This is a genomic window from Chlamydia sp., assembly GCF_017472245.1.
Classification (GTDB): Bacteria; Chlamydiota; Chlamydiia; order Chlamydiales; family Chlamydiaceae; genus Chlamydia.
The window spans coordinates 110,815-127,575 of sequence record NZ_JAFUQR010000005.1; the positions used below are offsets into that span (position 1 = coordinate 110,815).

Here is a 16,761-nt window from a genome sequence, read left to right on the forward strand (position 1 = left end):
CGTATGAAAAAAGTTTGTTTCTTTTTAATTTTTGGAAGCTCCTTTTTAGGATTCGCTAGAGAAGTTCCCTCTCCTATTTTTTTAATCCCTACTCCAGTTCCTGACCTAACAGAAGAATCTCTGACAGCTAAAGTCAGTTTAATCGGAGATACACACAATCTCACTAGCTGCTATCTAGACAATCTGAAATGCATATTTGCTTTTTTACAAAAAACTGCTAATCAAGGAGCAGTTATTACCATATCTGATATCCTTAGTCTGGAAGATACACAACAGGAAGGAATTTCTTTTGTGAAAAACAGCACTCTAGAAAGTGGTGGAGCAATTGGTTACGCAAATCCCAATACCCCTACTGTAGAAATCCGTGATACACAAGGTCCTGTCATCTTTGAAAATAATGCCTGTTTTAGATCTTTTTCCTGGGGTAGCACCACCGTCCCTCCCCAAGTAAAAGAAGGTGGCGCTATTCATGCTCAAGATATCTACATCAATAACAACCAGAATGTTGTTGGGTTTATTAAAAATTTTTCCTATGGTCAAGGAGGGGCTATCAGTGCAGCTGATGCCTTTGTCGTCAAAAACAATCAATCCTGTGTCCTGTTTATGGACAACATCTGCCTCCAAACTACGGCAGCAGGAAAGGGCGGGGCTATATATGCCGCAGGAAGTAACTCCTTCGAGAATAATAAAAATGATCTCCTATTTATCAGCAATTCCTGCTGTGCAGGAGGAGCCATCTTCTCTCCCAGCTGCTCTTTAATAGGAAATATAGGGAATACTATTTTTTATAATAATCGCTGTTTTAAAAACGTTGAAACAGCCAGCACTGAAGACTCCGATGGGGGTGCTATTAAAGTCACTAACCGCTTGGATATTACAGGTAATGGCGGGAAAATTTTTTTCTGTGAGAATATCACAAAGAATTATGGAGGAGCCATTTATGCCCCTCTTATTTATCTTGAGAATAATGGCCCTACCTATTTCCTGCACAATATCGCTAACAATAAAGGAGGCGCGATTTACATAAATGGAACAGCAGGCTCCTCCTCCAAAATTTCTGCCGATAAACACCCAATCATATTTAATAATAATATGGTGACAAATGTCACAAATGCAGATGGAACGAGTACCACTGCGAACCCTCCTCGAAGAAATGCCATCATGATCGAAAGTAACTCTGGAGGTATAGAATTCGGAGCAGGACAAGGTCAAAATCTCATCTTCTATGATCCTATTCAAGTCCCTAATGCTGGGGTCTCTATAGATTTTAATAAGGATACTTCCCATGTCGGCTGTGTCGTCTTCTCTGGAGCAACAGTCAATTCTGCGGATATCTCCCCAATAAATTTACAGACCAAAACCCCCGCTACGCTTACTCTTAGCAATGGTTTCTTGTATATCGAAGACCGCGCTCAGTTATCGGTGAATCAATTTGCGCAAGTAGGAGGCGTCATTGCCTTAGGCAATGGTGCCATCTTTAGCTGTTACAAAAATGGAAATAATACAGATGCTTCTGTAACTCTCAACAGTATAGGGCTTCATCTTCCTTCTATTCTGAAAAATGGTGCAGAGGCTCCCTTGTTATGGGTAGAACCTACAAGCACTACTACAAATAATAGCACAACATATACGGCAGATACTGCAGCTACCTTTTCATTAGATAATGCAAAACTTTCTCTTGTTGATGAGAATGGGAACCCTCCTTATGAGTCTACAGACCTAACCCATGCCTTATCTGCTTATCCCGTGCTTACGATCTCTGAGGCTAGTGATAACCAATTAAAATCTGAGAGCATGGACTTTTCTGGTATCAATGCTCCCCATTATGGATGGCAAGGACTCTGGACTTGGGGCTGGGCAAAAACAGAGGATCCTGCCACTACTCCCCCCGCTACAATTACAGATCCCCAAAAAGCAAATCAATTCCATAGAACGTTACTCCTCAGCTGGCTTCCAGCTGGATACATTCCCAGCCCTAAACATAAGAGTCCCCTAATAGCTAATACTCTTTGGGGAAATATGTTGATGGCAACAGAGAGCTTAAAAAATAGTTTGTTAGATAGGATTTCTGAACACTCGTTCTGGGGAATTACTGGAGGAGGATTGGGAATGCTGGTGTACCAAGAACCTAGAAAGGAACACCCTGGATTCCATATGCATTCTTCTGGGTATTCAGCAGGGATCACTGCAGGACACACACACATATTTTCCTTACGTTTCAATCAAGCCTTCACCAAACTTCGTGAGCGCTATGCAGAAAACTTTGTCTCTTCTAAAAATTACTCCTGTCAAGGAGAAATGCTTTTCTCTTTGCAAGAAGGATTCCTTCTAACTAGACTGATTGGGCTTTACAGTTACGGAAGTCATCATTGTCATCATTTTTATACTCAAGGAGAAAACCGATCCTCCGAAGGCCAATTCTGTAGCCAAACATTTGGGGGAGCTGCTGTATTGGACTTTCCTTTAAAACCTTTTGGATCTACACATATACTTACGGCTCCTTTTCTGGGAGCTTTTGGAGTGTACTCTACTCTCTCTAGCTTCACCGAAAAAGGTGCGTATCCACGGAATTTTTCAACCCAAACACCATTGATCAATGTGGTCACTCCTATTGGAGTAAAAGGAAGTTTTGTCAATGCCCGCCGAAGACCTTCAGCGTGGAATATAGAACTCGCTTACCAATCTGTTCTATATAGACAAGAACCTGGTATTTTCACTCAATTACTCGCTAGTAAAGGAATATGGTCTGGACACGGAAGTCCGGCATCCCGTCACGCAGTGTCTTACAAGATCTCACAAAAAACCCAGCTTTTACGTTTTGCCGTGTTGAATCTCCAGTACCATGGATTCTATTCCTCCTCTACTTTTTGTAACTACTTAAACGGAGAGCTTTCATTAATTTTTTAAAAAAATCGTTAAGCAAATTAAAAATTGAGATATAAAAACGAAAAACTGTTAGAATATTCTTCCTAGTTTTATTTCATTTTTTATTTTGTTATGAGAATCCAAAATTCTTCCCCGTCTATCCCGCCCGTTACGTCCCCCTCTTCTCCTTTTTCTCAAAGCGGGCTTTTGGGGAAAATTACCAGAATTGTAGTGGCTTTGCTTCTCGTTCTAATCTCTTTAGGGATGATCCTACTTGCTTATAGCTTCTCTGATTTATTGAACTATCGCTTCTGTATAAGTGTGCCTACTAAACAATCCAAGGCATTACCGATCCCAAAACCTGTTCCTAAAAGCGGATCAGTCATAGAACAGCTGTCTAAAGAAGTCGTCGACACATACTTGCAATCTCATCAGCTTCCTGAACTAAATATACTGGACAATTCGCAAATCTTTCAGTTCATGTGTGCCTTACACGATCAATATCCACAGCTTTTACCTTGTGATTGTCTTGTTCCCCTGACCATTTTCAACTATCAAGAAGAAGTGTGTTCCGTCCTTAAAAGCAAGCAGAAAGCTGATACATCTCTAATGGATCCCTTGAAAGATTATCATCCCATCACTTGTCCTCCGGCAAACTATTTCCAACTTCTGAAGCAGGCTCGAGTATTACCATTTGTGTTATGGTATGATCCGGAGTGCAGAAACTATCAGCAAACTCTTAACAAAATGCAGCAGCTCTCTTCTTTAGGAATTTCTGAAAATAGCCATTGGACTCTAATCATTGTAGATTTGAGTGCTCAATGCATCACCTATTTCGATAGTCAAAAGAACTACATCGCCCCCGTCGAGGACATGAAACAGCAGATGGAAGAGCTTGCTGATCGTATTAACGAACTAGGCTTCCATAAAGATAATAAAACTTCTTTTGATGTACACATTGCTGTTTCAGAAGAACTTTTACAATCCGAAATGGGTCTATGTTGCGGATTATGGTGCTGTCAATACATGAAATGGTACATGGAGAATATAAGCAGAGAAATCTTAACTAGAATTCCAAATTCCCCAGAATATAAAACTCTGCTGCTACACTCGCTCTATACTTCTTTCAAAGAATCTACGAAACCCTATGCCAATCTTTCATGGCCCAAGACCTGATTTTTATAGAGAATCCCGGTGAAACACCTTTTCAAAAAAAACCTTGCTGCCTAAAATTTTTCTCTCTTAAAACGGCCGCATCATGTTATTCCCTGTTCATTACGTTCCCACAACACCCCAAACTCCCTCAAAACAGGCTTTTGTTAAAAGAGGGTCTCCGTGTCTCTCTTTGGAAAAGATTGTGCGCATCGTCTTAGCAATTTTCCTTGTGATCGCTACTTTAGGACTGATCCTTCTTTTCTATTCTTTTTCAGAGCTTACTTCTTTCTCTTGGATCTGCCAAAAATGCTGTCCCTCCAAGGAGGAAATTCCCCTCCCGCTTCCCTCATCACCTCCACCTTCTCCAATTTTGCCGTATACCCCCCCCCCCATCCCCAGTGACCTCGAGAAGGAAATCTTTCCTAAAAAAAAACCTTCTCTTTTGCCCTCGTTGCCTTCCCTCGATAAAGAGCCTTTACGAGATTTTTTTGTTCCAACACCTCAAATCTTACCTAAAGTCGAAAAGCCAACTATCCCGAGCATTTTCGAACACCACTTCTTGGACGATCTTATCTATCATAAGATTCCGCCGACAATGTTACAAAGCCGCATCGAAAATATGGTAAAAGACTGGGATAACGAGACCATATCCCAGTGTCTCTGCTATTTCCATACTCGGTATGATCGACTCATCCCCATCGATCTCTTCCCCCCAGCAACAATTTTCAATTTCAAAAAGAAAATTATTTCTTTACTCAAAGATAAAAAGGCTGCCTTAGAGGGGGAAGCTATCGAGGGAGGCCTTCCTTTTTTCTGTTCAGAAGAAAATTATCGCCGTCACTTAAAAAATGCGACAGTATTCCCTATATTTATATGGTACCATCCTGTTCCTAAAACACATCAGCAAACGATGTCAATGATGCAAGAACTCGGCATTCAGGGAGTCATAGGATCTAGCCACTGGGTGATAGTCATTGTAGATACAGCGACACGTTTTATTACTTACTTTGACAGCTTGTACAGCTACATAGCTTCTCCAGATGAGATGCTAGAGATACTCACACCTTTGGCTAAAGAATTGGATATTATCTACCCTGCCTCAGACGGTGCCGAGTTCTTTGCACGCATAGCTGCTAATGAAGTTATCCAAAGACATTCAGGGTCGAGTTGCGGCCCTTGGTGTTGTCAGTTCTTGCAATGGTACTTGGAAGATCCTTTTGTCAATCCTTCGGATCTTATTTCTAAAAACGTCGAAGAAAGTTACGAAAACTTAGCTTCTTTTGTGCAGTTTTGTAAGAAGGCTATGAGCCCGTTCTCAGATCTTTCCTGGCCTTCTATCGACGAATAGTTCTAGCCATAGTCCTTTCTTATTATAGATAAGTTTTAACGGGAGAAGCTGCTTCTCCTGTTAATATTTAAAAAATTAATTAAATCAACTATCGCAATAGTTTTTAATTATAGAAACCAACCTTTAATATATAATAGCAGATGATTTTTAATAAAAAGTTGTTTTTATGAAAATAAGCTATACTGCACCCCAACAAATTTCTGTTCCTTCCACCACATCTTCACAAACTACATATCCAAAAATTACCGCTGATACATCCTTTAAAAACGCTTCTTTATGCAGTAAAATTACTAAACTCATCTTAGCCATCCTCCTCGTTATCTTCACATGCGGATTCATCCTTTGTTCCTACCGATTCCGTGATCTCTTAGATATAAATCTCAAAACACCAGGGCATATAATCCTACAGTTAGAAAATCTCACAACAGATTCGCTTTCTACTTGGGACAATGAGCATCTATTCCAATTCTCGTGTTATATCCACACAACAAATAGAAACATCCTGCCTCTGGATATTTGTACTCCTATTACCAAATTCAATTTCCAAGAAGTTATCACTAACTTCTTGATTAACAGACAAATGATCGTACTCGGAGTTACTGATTTTACCTGTCCTCCTACCTGTACGCCAGAAAACTACCAACGTCTCTTAACAGACACCTCCGTCTTCCCTTTCATCTTATGGCATGATCCTTCTGCAAACACGCAAGAAGAGATGCTGCAGAAAATGGATAAAGTAATCCAGTCCGGACAAGTTGGAAATAGTCACTGGGTATTGATTATTGTAGACTTGCGCTATCGAAAACTTACATTCTTCGATAGCTTGTATAAATATGTAGCTGGTCCTGAGCAAATCCAACAACAATTACAGGAACTTGCAGGAACTCTTGGGTCTATTTACCCAGAAGGAGGGAATACCAACGCAGAAAACTCTCCTTTCGAAGTCTGTATCGGATCCACAATGAAAGTCCAAAACCTTGGAGAATTCAGTTGTGGAGCCTGGTGCTGTCAGTTCTTACAATGGTATATGGAGAACCCTGAATTCTCTCTAGAGGATAAGGTTTCTCAAAACCTGCTCCAAAGAAGGGCAGACCTCGCTGACTTCATTCAACAATCACAGCATCACATGGCTCAGTTCTCGTCTTTAAGCTGGCCATCCTAATCCATTACTGCAGCATCACAGAAAAAATCAGCGTTGCTGACGGAGGCATCTCAATATCTAAGCCCCAAGCAGCGCTGCTTTCATGATTACAAGAATCGACTTGTCCCGCAGAAGCTTTCTTTTCTTTTAGCTCGTCCGGAGTGAGAATCTTGGGTTCCCGAAATCCTTTTCCAGATCCTTCAAATCTTAGATCATCTGTATTCATAAGCAGATCGCACGATTCTAAAGCAGGTACTGGTAACAGATAATGTGGGAAATAGCCTACCCCGAAATGATGCACACAAAGGAGTGCATTCTTCGTATCGTCACTGGCAAAACGTAAATAGGCAACCACGCCGTTACGTACATCGCTGAAATCTACCCAACGAAAAGTCTGTGGTAAATGGTCTCCTTTCCACAATTGTGGAGTATTTACATATAGAGCATTAAGCTCTTGAGAGCATGTCTGCACTCCTTGGTGATAAGGGATATCCAATAACTCCCAATCCAATTCACGATTCATGGCCCACTCCCGTCCTTGACCGAACTCTCCCCCCATGAAGAGTAGCTTCTTCCCTGGTTGACAGATCTGATAGCCTAACAGTGCACGCAACTGAGCAAACTGCCTCCAAGCATCCCCCGGCATTTTTCCAATCAAACTCCGTTTCCCATGAACTACCTCGTCATGTGAAAACGATAGTAAAAATCTTTCACTAAAAGCGTACCATTGAGGGAAAACTAAATCGTTTTGATGATATGGGCGGTATGGAAAATCTTTTTCAAAATAATGCAAAGTATCATGCATCCACCCCATATTCCATTTGTAATCAAATCCTAATCCCCCGTCTTCCACGGATCCTGTAACCTTAGGGAAAGTTGTAGACTCTTCAGCAAAAGTCAACACGCCTGGGTACCTTTCATGAATTACTGTATTCAACTGTTGAAGAAACCGAATAGCATCTAGGTTTTCTCTACCACCATAGCGATTGGGAACCCACTCTCCAATAGACCTTCCATAATCCAAGTACAACATAGATGAAACAGCATCAACACGAATTCCATCTATATGCATTTTCTCTATCCAGAAAAGAGCACTCCCCAATAAAAAATTACAAACCTCCGGTTTAGCATAATCAAAGGTATATGTGTGCCAGTGAGGATGCAATGGACTAGGATTTCTAGTATACTCATATAGCGGAGTACCATCAAAATCACTCATAGCAAAAGAATCGATAGGAAAATGCCCAGGTACCCAATCTAAAATTACCCCAATACCATTCTGATGCAGAGTATCTATAAAATATTGTAAATCTTCAAAAGAGCCGTAACGGTTTGTGGGAGCATAATACCCTGTTGTTTGATAGCCCCAAGACTCATTTAAAGGGTGTTCTGTTACAGGCAGTAACTCTATATGCGTATAATGCATCTGCTTACAATAAAGAACTAACTGGTCCGCAAGCTCTCTATAATTCAAAAGCTTGCCTTCTTGCCATTTCCAGGACCCCGCATGTACCTCATAAATATTCATGGGTCCTTCGTTCCTTTCAACACGCCCTTCTAACCATTCTTGATCACGCCATTCATAAAGATCATCTATAACAACAGAAACGCTTTTTGGAGGAGGACCGAAAAAATTACCATAAGGATCTGATTTAATAAGAACCTGCCCAGATTCTGTAACCATTTCCCATTTGTAACAAGCACCAGCTGTCAGACCAGGGACAAATAATTCCCAAACTCCTTGATCTGAAACTTTATGAAGAGGGTTAACAAGCCCATGCCAACCATTAAAATCCCCAATAACAGAAACTCGCTGAGCATGAGGAGCCCAAACTACAAACCTCACTCCAGGAACCCCGCCAATTTCACAAGGAATAGCTCCCATACGCTCGTAGATATTCTGATGAACCCCTTCATGAAAAAGAAAAGAATCCATTTCTCCCCAAAGCAGAGGGAAAGCATAAGGATCATGCGCTAACAGACCATTTTGACGATAAACGCGATAATCTTGAGGAGAAATCCCTTTCATTACAGGAAGAGAAAAAATCCCCGAATGGTGAGGCTCTGCCTGATGGATCTTCCCTTGTATTTCAACAAAAACAGTCTTTGCTCCAGGACGAAAAAGAACAATCCGATCCTGATTCACACTCTCTGAAACAATTCCTAAAAGATCTTGTGGGCAACTCTGCTTCCCTGAAACGAGGAGCTCCACGTGCTGGGTATTTAAGAAAAAAGGATCCACAACATTTTCTGTGTTTATTTACAAAAACGGTCCCATAAATACGTATTTCCCGCTTTTATCTCTACTTTTTCTAAAAATTTTTTTATTTTACAAGAGAGAATCTTGCCTTCTTCTTCCATTCGGGAACGATATGAACGAACTCCTGGACTGGTTAATGCAATTTCTCCAGAAGAATGAGCTTGTAAAATTACCCTTCGAATGGTTTTTTTGGTCCATTCGAAAGAAATTTTCCCAATGTCAAGAGAGAAATTTACCCACCGACCACAGGGGAATTCAGGAGGAAGCACAGGTAATAGGGTAATGACCCCACTCCGCTCTTGAATGAACATCTTTTGCATACTCAGAGCGGCAGCTCTCAATAACGCAAAAGGAACTTCTCTCATCTCTTTTCTAGGACCTTCTGATATTATTCCCTGATATTCCTCATCATACAAACGAGGAAGTAATGTTTTCGATAACCCTGCGTAGACAAATTTTTCCAATAAGGAAGTCATGCTTTCTTTCTTGGATTTTGCTATCCATTCATCTAATGTTTCTAAAAGTGAAACAACCTCTGTCTTTTCTAAAGTTTGTAAAGACTGATTTTGCAGTAATACCCCATGACGAAATAGGAAGGGAAGAATCTCTTTGAGATTCTTCCGTCTCCGAATTTTTTCCAAATCTGCATGTTTATGTACGCCGAACGAAACATACTCTGTAGGATAAAAGGAAGCGGGAGGAAGATACGCCATAGAATGCGTACAAAATCCTTTTGGAGACAGGTAATACTTATATTGCTCTGTCATTACAGCAACCCCTCCCCGATTTAAATTTTGGAATACGACAAAACGTTTTAAGGGACCGTTAACAGAAACTCGCCCTTCATCCATCAGTTCGTGTGAAGAAGAGAATATTCGCCAGAGAGAGGGGAACACCTGAGCATACAAAGTTGAACCAGGAATAGGGATCTTAGCTCCAGGCTCCGTTATATAGGGTTTAAAACTTTGTGCTATCTTAATCATAAAACTCCCAGCGTCGTCGTATAACTTCCCCAACACCTTGTATGTAGTTATCTTCTTTTCAATAGGATGGAGAGCTCTTCCATGGTACCTTTTGGAAACGTTATTATCAATACAGCGCCCCTCTAAGCTCAGAATTAAAAGAAATCTTATCTAAACAGCACAAAAACGATTTCTTCTATTCTAAAAATGTTTATCTTTATAAAAAGGACACAACTATTTTCCCTTTAATCAAAAATATGTCCGCACTTTCTTCTTTTCATAAACAGCTATTAGAGCAGTTCACGATTTTTCTTTCTGTCGATAGAGGACTTTCCTCTTTATCCGTTCAAGCCTATTGCCAAGATATCTCTCTTTTCTTGCAACGCGTACCTATCAAAGATATGGGGATGATCAATCAAGAAAGTGTGTTTATTTTTGTAGAAAAATGTCATGAAGCAAAAGAGTCTGAGACTACTCTAGCTCGTCGATTGATTGCCTTAAAAGTTTTCTTTCATTTCCTAAAAGATGCCAACCTGATCCATCAGCCACTCTTCATAGAGCATCCGAAAATCTGGAAACGACTTCCTTCTATCCTTTCAACAGAAGAGGTCAACTCTCTGTTAAATCAGCCTCTCAACATCCCCCATTTAAATGGCTACATAGCAAGCAGGGATGCTGCCATCCTTTACACATTCTACGCGACAGGGATTCGTGTATCAGAGCTTTGCGATCTTTGTATTGGAGATATCAGTGATGATTTTATCCGCGTGACTGGAAAGGGAAGAAAGACTCGCCTCATCCCCATCAGCGCCAAAGCTAGATATGTTATTGATATCTATCTCTCTTCATTTAGAGAGCAATTACAAAAAAAGAATCCCTCTGAAGACCACTTATTTTTATCTATCAGAGGGAAAAAATTAGAACGTTCCTGTATCTGGAAACGTGTTACCTTTTACGCAAAATTTGTTACTACAAAACACATTTCCCCACATTCTTTACGACATGCGTTCGCTACCCATCTACTCAACAACCAAGCAGATCTTCGCATTATCCAAGAAATGCTTGGCCATTCTCGCATTTCTTCTACAGAAATTTACACACATGTGGCATCGGAGAGCGTCATTGAGAAATTTCACGCCTATCACCCTAGGGATCTCTAGGTTCTTCGACGAGATCTTCTTTTCTTTTTCTCAGGAACTTTTTTCTTACAAGAACATTCCGCGTTTTCTTCAACAGAATTTTCTACTGTTTCCTCATCAACGCCAGTTTCTGGATAGTAATATTCGTACTGATAAGGATAGTAGAAACTATAAGGAACTCTCTCCCCTTCTTGTTCTTCGAACTCCACTCCTGCAGTCAAAGTATTCTCAGAATACACTGCATCAGCCCCAAAAAGAGTAGAACTAAACAAAAGCATTCCCGACAGGATCGACAATCGTTTCATCAACTCTCCCCCACTTTTCTCTGATGTCGCAAAAGACTCCAAACACAGTTTCTAACCAACTATTATCTGAACATAAGAAGATTGCAGAGAGAAATGCCCAGGATAGGACTTGAACCTACATGCCGCGAAGCACTGGATCCTAAATCCAGCGTGTCTACCAATTTCACCACCTGGGCACAGACGACCGATAGAGGGTGCTATGGTATCGCCAATGGCTTATTTTATCAATAGGTTAATTCCCCCCTTCGAGGGCTTTCTTCTATATATGCAAAAAATATCTCTTTGCATGCTCCTATTTTTGATCAGATAAAAAAAAATACAATTCTATCTCTCCATTGTATCAACAACCCAACTTTTTCTTCCTAACATTCTTCTTCTCTCCACGATCAACTATTTAAAATACTAATTAATACATTAAATCTAAGACAGTAACAATTCCAAAAAATCTCTATAATCAAACTTGCATGAAAAATACTTTTTAGTTAAGGTCCCTCCTTTCCTAAAAGGCTTGTAATACATTTACTTCTGTAACTATGGATACCCCCACCCCCCTTTCCACTGTATCAACAAATGTTTCTCTTAAGGGCGATTTAGGGAACTTGTCCCAATCTTCTACTCAAGAGAAGGGGGTAATGAAAACTAGCACAGGAGAGGTTACTCTATCTCAGTCTATTGAAGAAGGGAATAACGAGGCCCTGATCTCTGCGTTAGGAATTGCTAATATTTGTACAGCTCAGGAAGAGCTTCCGGCTCCAATTTTCCAACATAACCTGGTTTTCCTTACTCCTGAGACGGTTGAACTAGAAATTCAAATTTCGGATCTGCTGCAAGCTTTGGAAGAAGCTCCTTCTTCCACTACCTCTTCACAAAAAGGAAGCGACTCCCTAGCCCGTGCCAAACCAGCAGCTAAAGTTTCTATATTTTCACTGCAAGCGAAAGAATCGTCACAATCGGATTCTTCTCAGGCTTCTCAACAGCCTGCTGCTTCTCAACAGCTAGCTCGACCATTCACTTTGCAGGATCAGCCTACTCGGTTTCCAACTCCGGAACGCAACGTTAGCAGAATTCCCTCGTCTGTTGTGCCTCACCGCCGAGCTAACCCAGCTTCTTCTGAGCATTCCTTTACTGGGACTTCCCGCTCTCATCAGACGAACCTTTCAACAGGAACGCTACTCTCCCCTTCTCAGAAAGAATGGGAACTCCCTTTGCAAATGGCCAGATCTTGTTCAACACAAAAAGAAAAACAAGAGGGACAACAGGAGAAAAACTCTCATCAAGAGCACAGCAATGAAGACTCTCATCAGGAAAAGAAGGAACATGAAGCTGATGCAAAGGTATTACCTAAGAAAAAACAGATAAAAGAAGGATCCTTGGGGCATGAGAATGACGAAATCTTTTCTGTGTCTCACCTTGCCTACAATTTGGGTTCTCATCCTTCCTTGGCCTTCGACCAAGAACCTTGCCAAAGTACCTTTCAAAAAAGGCCTCCTTCTCCTATGTCATTATTTTCTTCCCAAAATTCTGTGGAAGAAACTTCAAAGAAACCTGAAGTTGAGAACGTGTTTTTACGCTTCATGCGCCTAATGGCTAGAATTTTGGGCCAAGCAGAAGCGGAAGCACATGAGCTATATCTGCGTGTCAAAGAACGCACAGATAATGTTGACGCACTTACACTGCTATTATCAAACATCAACAATGAGAAAGGAGCTATTAACTGGAGTCAGAATGCAGAAATGCAGGCTCTCGTTGATCAAGCAAAAAAATTAGGCGTTGCGATTGGAGACTCTTATACCTGGTCTGAAGATGAAAAAAAACTTCTGAAAGAAAATATTCAAATGCGCAAGGAAAATATGGAAAAAATCACCCAGTTAGAGCGCACAGATATGCAACGTCATCTCCAAGAAGTTTCCCAATGCCACCAAGCACGATCTAACGTTTTGAAACTTCTCAAAGAACTCATGGATACCTTTATCTACAACATGCGTCCCTAATGCGTTATTTAGCCTATCTACTTGATAAAATTTCTCACTCTTATCCTGATATGTATCCCCTTCCAGAGGATATGGAGGCGTACTTTGCAAACTATATACCTAATAAAGATATTCCTCTGGATACCTACCAAAAAATCTTTAAGTTGTCTGCGGAAGATCTTGAACAAGTTTATAAGGAGGGATATAGCGCATATCTAAAAGGAGACTATGAAGAAAGCTCTACAGCATTCTATTGGCTAATTTTCTTTAATCCTTTTGTTTCTAAATTTTGGTTCTCGTTAGGAGCCTCCTTACATATGCGCCAAAAGTATCAAGAAGCACTGCATGCTTATGGCGTAGCAGCTTTACTGAGAGAGAAAGACCCCTATCCTCACTACTATGCCTATATCTGCTATACAATTCTTAATCGTCCTGAAGAGGCTGAAAAAGCTTTGGATCTTGCCTGGCAAAAAGCAAAAATCAGCCCTGCCTACAGGGCTTTAAAAGAAGAAATTTTAGCGATCAAATCCTCTGCTTAAAATCCAGCTCTTAAAGGTTCTACATTACTATGTCATCCTGGTTTGCCCAAGTAATAGATGTTTCTCTCTCTCAAACATCAGATCTGCTAGATGCTCCTCTAGTTTCCGAAGCAGAAAAGTTTCCCTATTCCTGTTCCTTATCCAAGGAAACTATCCCTTCTTATGCACAAAAAATCTTCGCTAATTTCTCCTTTAAAGCTAAAAACCCTTCTCCTTTTTCGTCTAAATTACAATCCACTAAACCTGAAGATCGCGTATTCCTGTTTGGAAGCTCACCTTCTTCTCAACTTTCCTCAACTATACGCACAACGACGTCCTCTCCTTGGAATCTTTTTTCTCAAGGGCATACCCCAGCATCTCTTCACCACTTTGCAACACACTCATTCTCGTCACAAAAATCTCAAGCTCAAAAGAATCCCTCTCCTTCTCCTACAAGCTTTCCTTCTTCAGAAGCTTCACAGCAAGAACCCCTATTTAATGAACCCCTTCCACAATTTCTTTCTTCTGATGAAAACCCTTCATCTATCATAGAAAAAATACCGTTCCAGGCAGGAACACACTCCTTAGAAGAAACTATTCCTTCACAACAATCAAGAAAAGAGGGGGAGGTATATCAAGAACAAAAACCTGTCCCACCGCGTACGATTTTCTCTTCTTCTGAATCTTCCTCTACTGAATACCAGGATTCTTCTGAGCACTCTTCACGAGAAGACCAAGATCCTCAGAAAATATTACATAAAATAGAAAAAAGAAAACGTCGAGCCACAGCTGTAGTCCCAGTCATATCTCCGCCTACTTTAGGAATCTTTTCTTTAAGCTATCTCCTTACTAAACAAGGGATTCTTGCCGATTTTTCTGCTTATTCTGCTTATAAAGAAAATCTAGAAACGACTCAAAAAGAACTCACCATGCTACACCAGCAGCGGATTGAACAAGTAGAAAAAATGATTGCTAAATCCAAGACCACACGATTTTGGGACTCTCTAGCAAGCATCATTGCAACTATCGCTCCTTGGCTAGAAACAGGAGTGGCTGTAACCATCATTGCTATGGGAGGAGGACTTCTCTCCTGGTGTGCCCTATTTGCTGCCTTAATTATGATCGTAATATCCCTCATTGAAGCTTTCGATGGCTGGAGAGCTATTGTCAAGCACCTCCCAGGAAACGATCTAGATAAAAAAATGCGTTATCTAGGGTATATTAAACTCGCCTTAACTTTCTTCAGCTGTATTCTCTCCCTCTCCTCACTCTATGTTGCTAAATTAGGAATAAGCCCATTGCTAGAAGGTGTTGTAAAATCTATCTCTCCAGCATTAACAGGGATGCTTGGATTAACACAAGGTATTGCTTTATCTCTACAAGCTAGCAGTCAAAAAATTCGCGCTCATTGTACCAAAATTGATTCCCGTATCGAATGCATAAATTGGGAACGCGATGAATATTTTTTACGGGCAGAACAGCTGCTAGATTCGATGCAAACCTCTTTTGAACAACTCTCAGAAACTTTACAATTACAAAGAGAAATCGACCAAACATTTATAGATTCTTTACGATAGTTATTCCACCTATGACTATAACAATAACTCAAGAAACATCTCTGATAGCAACAATAGAAACATCGCAGGAGAACATCAGCGAAGAGAGCTCCTCTTTGTCAGAAATGAGTGTCGAGCTGGTTAAACCTCAACAAGAGGCTCTATTACAAGAGCTATCTGGCCTCTGCCTATCTGTAATTGCAAAAACAGAAACCAGTCTTCCAGAATCTCCATCTCCTTCCCTCCCTTTTTTACAGAATGGTAATCAATTAGCCAAACAGGAGATAAAAAAATTCGCCTCATCTCAAGCACCAGAAACACAAACATCTTGTGAAGGCAAGGAGATGTCCTCTCTTCCGAACGTGAAATCATTGTCACAAACGACCTTCTCTCATGAAACCATCCCAGATTCTCCTATACAAGGACGTGTGCATATAGCTTCTCAACAAACGACTTCCCTACAAAGTACATTGCTTAACATTACGTTACCTAATCTTCGCCATATACAAACGTATCCAACAACTTCACAGAAAGAAGATTCTGCTTCTACTCTTTCTATTACTGTCTTCAATAAGGGAAACCATACTACTTCCTCTAAGAAAGCAAGTGCTTCACCATTGACTAGCTCTTCTGAGCTTTCTCCTTTACCACGAAAAGAATCTTCTTCTTCACGAACCCTTCTTAGCCCTATGGCCTTATTCGAAACCGCAACTCATCAAGGGATTTTCATTAGAGAAGGACACACTCAAGATGGAGAAGATCCGCTTCAAGAAGGCGACCATGATCACAATCATGACCAGGACCATTCGGACCAAGAACAAGAAAACGAAGAGCTCTCTATTGTAATAAAATCCCTTTCTAAGGCTAAAAAACATCAAGACCTCCCCTTTTGTCCCGAATTTTTACCCAAAGAAATTCAAAAATTTGCGCTTTCTGAGGCACAACTCAGTCAATTACTTCACATACGCCTCAATTACTTGGATATCTTACGTATCTGCGCAGAAATTATGAAGCTTATGCTTAACAGTCGAGAACAAGATCTTCTCGAAAGACGTTCGACTCGAGAGCATTTTATGCGAGAGGCCAAAAATATTGCAGATTCTTTTGCAAAACAATCTCAAATCACAAAGTGGCTAGGCATCACTACAGCAACTTTAGGTATTTTTGGAGCCATTTCTCCTATTATGGGAGAGGTCGGAGGAGAAGGTCTTCTCAATATAATTCGTAAAGCAACGGGAAGCTGGCAACAAGCTTCATCAAAAACTTTTTTTGAAGGCATGGGAAAAGTGTGCTCTTCTCTGTCAGAATTAGCGAAAGTCTCTTCGACTGTTTATGATCTTCGTTCGAATGCAGTTAGAACTATAGCAGAGAGCTACAAAGAAATATTCCGTTTAGAGCACGACGAAATGCTTCGCTCCATAGAAGAACTCAAAGATCACTGGAGAAACATGGACAGCTTCCTGTTACAAATCTTACAAACACAGCACGACGCTGTTCGTAGTCTCTACCAATAAACAAAAGATAAAAAAGGTGCCTGTCAGA

General features: G+C 40.6%; 11 protein-coding genes, 1 tRNA gene and 1 pseudogene. 9 read left to right on the top strand and 4 right to left on the bottom strand.

The features are described from left to right. The first annotated feature begins 3 nt into the window (after positions 1 to 3). The 4 genes from IJ490_RS01545 (at position 4) to IJ490_RS01560 (ending at position 6,530) form a co-directional block, all read left to right on the top strand. Positions 4 to 2,907: a polymorphic outer membrane protein middle domain-containing protein gene (locus tag IJ490_RS01545; protein ID WP_291892258.1), complete on the top strand. Its 2,904-nt coding sequence runs from the start codon at positions 4 to 6 to the stop codon at positions 2,905 to 2,907. A gap of 189 nt (positions 2,908 to 3,096) precedes the next feature. Then, on the top strand, positions 3,097 to 4,041 hold the full coding sequence (locus tag IJ490_RS01550) for a Ulp1 family isopeptidase (protein ID WP_291892261.1): 945 nt from the start codon (positions 3,097 to 3,099) through the stop codon (positions 4,039 to 4,041). Positions 4,042 to 4,123: 82 nt separating this feature from the next. Further along, complete coding sequence (locus IJ490_RS01555) at positions 4,124 to 5,368, top strand: Ulp1 family isopeptidase (RefSeq protein ID WP_291892264.1); 1,245 nt, start codon at positions 4,124 to 4,126, stop codon at positions 5,366 to 5,368. A 166-nt stretch (positions 5,369 to 5,534) separates the two neighbouring features. Further along, a complete protein-coding gene (locus IJ490_RS01560) occupies positions 5,535 to 6,530 on the top strand; it encodes a Ulp1 family isopeptidase (protein WP_291892267.1) in 996 nt (331 codons plus the stop codon). 4 nt (positions 6,531 to 6,534) lie between these two features. Here the strand turns inward: IJ490_RS01560 and glgB are convergent, their stop codons facing one another. Together glgB and IJ490_RS01570 are read right to left on the bottom strand one after the other, a co-directional pair. After that, positions 6,535 to 8,751: a 1,4-alpha-glucan branching protein GlgB gene (gene glgB / locus IJ490_RS01565; protein WP_291892272.1), complete on the bottom strand. Its 2,217-nt coding sequence runs from the start codon at positions 8,749 to 8,751 to the stop codon at positions 6,535 to 6,537. Between the two features lie 14 nt (positions 8,752 to 8,765). Then, positions 8,766 to 9,752 (bottom strand): hypothetical protein, encoded by a 987-nt coding sequence (locus IJ490_RS01570; protein WP_291892275.1) that lies wholly within the window; start codon positions 9,750 to 9,752, stop codon positions 8,766 to 8,768. A 236-nt stretch (positions 9,753 to 9,988) separates the two neighbouring features. Here IJ490_RS01570 and IJ490_RS01575 point away from each other — a divergent pair, with 236 nt between their 5' ends. Then, positions 9,989 to 10,891, top strand: a complete 903-nt coding sequence (locus tag IJ490_RS01575) for a site-specific tyrosine recombinase XerD (protein WP_291892278.1) — start codon at positions 9,989 to 9,991, stop codon at positions 10,889 to 10,891. Here the strand turns inward: IJ490_RS01575 and IJ490_RS01580 are convergent. Both IJ490_RS01580 and IJ490_RS01585 read right to left on the bottom strand, forming a co-directional pair. Next, positions 10,888 to 11,175 carry a hypothetical protein gene (locus tag IJ490_RS01580; RefSeq protein ID WP_291892281.1) on the bottom strand — a complete coding sequence of 96 codons (288 nt, stop codon included), beginning with the start codon at positions 11,173 to 11,175 and terminating at the stop codon, positions 10,888 to 10,890. The genes IJ490_RS01575 and IJ490_RS01580 overlap by 4 nt on opposite strands. Positions 11,176 to 11,269: 94 nt before the next feature. After that, positions 11,270 to 11,351: transfer RNA gene (locus IJ490_RS01585), tRNA-Leu, on the bottom strand. A gap of 456 nt (positions 11,352 to 11,807) precedes the next feature. On the opposite strand from IJ490_RS01585, the gene IJ490_RS01590 reads away from it, so the two are divergent. From IJ490_RS01590 to IJ490_RS01605, 4 genes and pseudogenes are all read left to right on the top strand, one after another. After that, complete coding sequence (locus IJ490_RS01590) at positions 11,808 to 13,166, top strand: hypothetical protein (protein ID WP_291893110.1); 1,359 nt, start codon at positions 11,808 to 11,810, stop codon at positions 13,164 to 13,166. Further along, positions 13,088 to 13,684 (top strand): annotated as a pseudogene (locus IJ490_RS01595) (SycD/LcrH family type III secretion system chaperone). The gene IJ490_RS01590 and the pseudogene IJ490_RS01595 overlap by 79 nt, the downstream one beginning before the upstream one ends. 29 nt (positions 13,685 to 13,713) lie before the next feature. Next, positions 13,714 to 15,240, top strand: a complete 1,527-nt coding sequence (locus IJ490_RS01600; RefSeq protein ID WP_291892284.1) for an ATP synthase subunit I — start codon at positions 13,714 to 13,716, stop codon at positions 15,238 to 15,240. 11 nt (positions 15,241 to 15,251) lie between these two features. Next, a complete protein-coding gene (locus IJ490_RS01605; RefSeq protein WP_291892287.1) occupies positions 15,252 to 16,733 on the top strand; it encodes a hypothetical protein in 1,482 nt (493 codons plus the stop codon). The last annotated feature ends 28 nt before the right edge of the window (positions 16,734 to 16,761 follow it).

Coding starts and splice junctions, on each gene's coding strand:
- IJ490_RS01580 (WP_291892281.1), bottom strand. CDS start 11,175: ATGAAACGATTGTCGATCCTGTCGGGAATGCTTTTGTTTAGTTCTACT.
- IJ490_RS01600 (WP_291892284.1), top strand. CDS start 13,714: ATGTCATCCTGGTTTGCCCAAGTAATAGATGTTTCTCTCTCTCAAACA.
- IJ490_RS01590 (WP_291893110.1), top strand. CDS start 11,808: ATGAAAACTAGCACAGGAGAGGTTACTCTATCTCAGTCTATTGAAGAA.
- IJ490_RS01570 (WP_291892275.1), bottom strand. CDS start 9,752: ATGATTAAGATAGCACAAAGTTTTAAACCCTATATAACGGAGCCTGGA.
- IJ490_RS01575 (WP_291892278.1), top strand. CDS start 9,989: ATGTCCGCACTTTCTTCTTTTCATAAACAGCTATTAGAGCAGTTCACG.
- IJ490_RS01605 (WP_291892287.1), top strand. CDS start 15,252: ATGACTATAACAATAACTCAAGAAACATCTCTGATAGCAACAATAGAA.
- IJ490_RS01560 (WP_291892267.1), top strand. CDS start 5,535: ATGAAAATAAGCTATACTGCACCCCAACAAATTTCTGTTCCTTCCACC.
- IJ490_RS01545 (WP_291892258.1), top strand. CDS start 4: ATGAAAAAAGTTTGTTTCTTTTTAATTTTTGGAAGCTCCTTTTTAGGA.
- IJ490_RS01555 (WP_291892264.1), top strand. CDS start 4,124: ATGTTATTCCCTGTTCATTACGTTCCCACAACACCCCAAACTCCCTCA.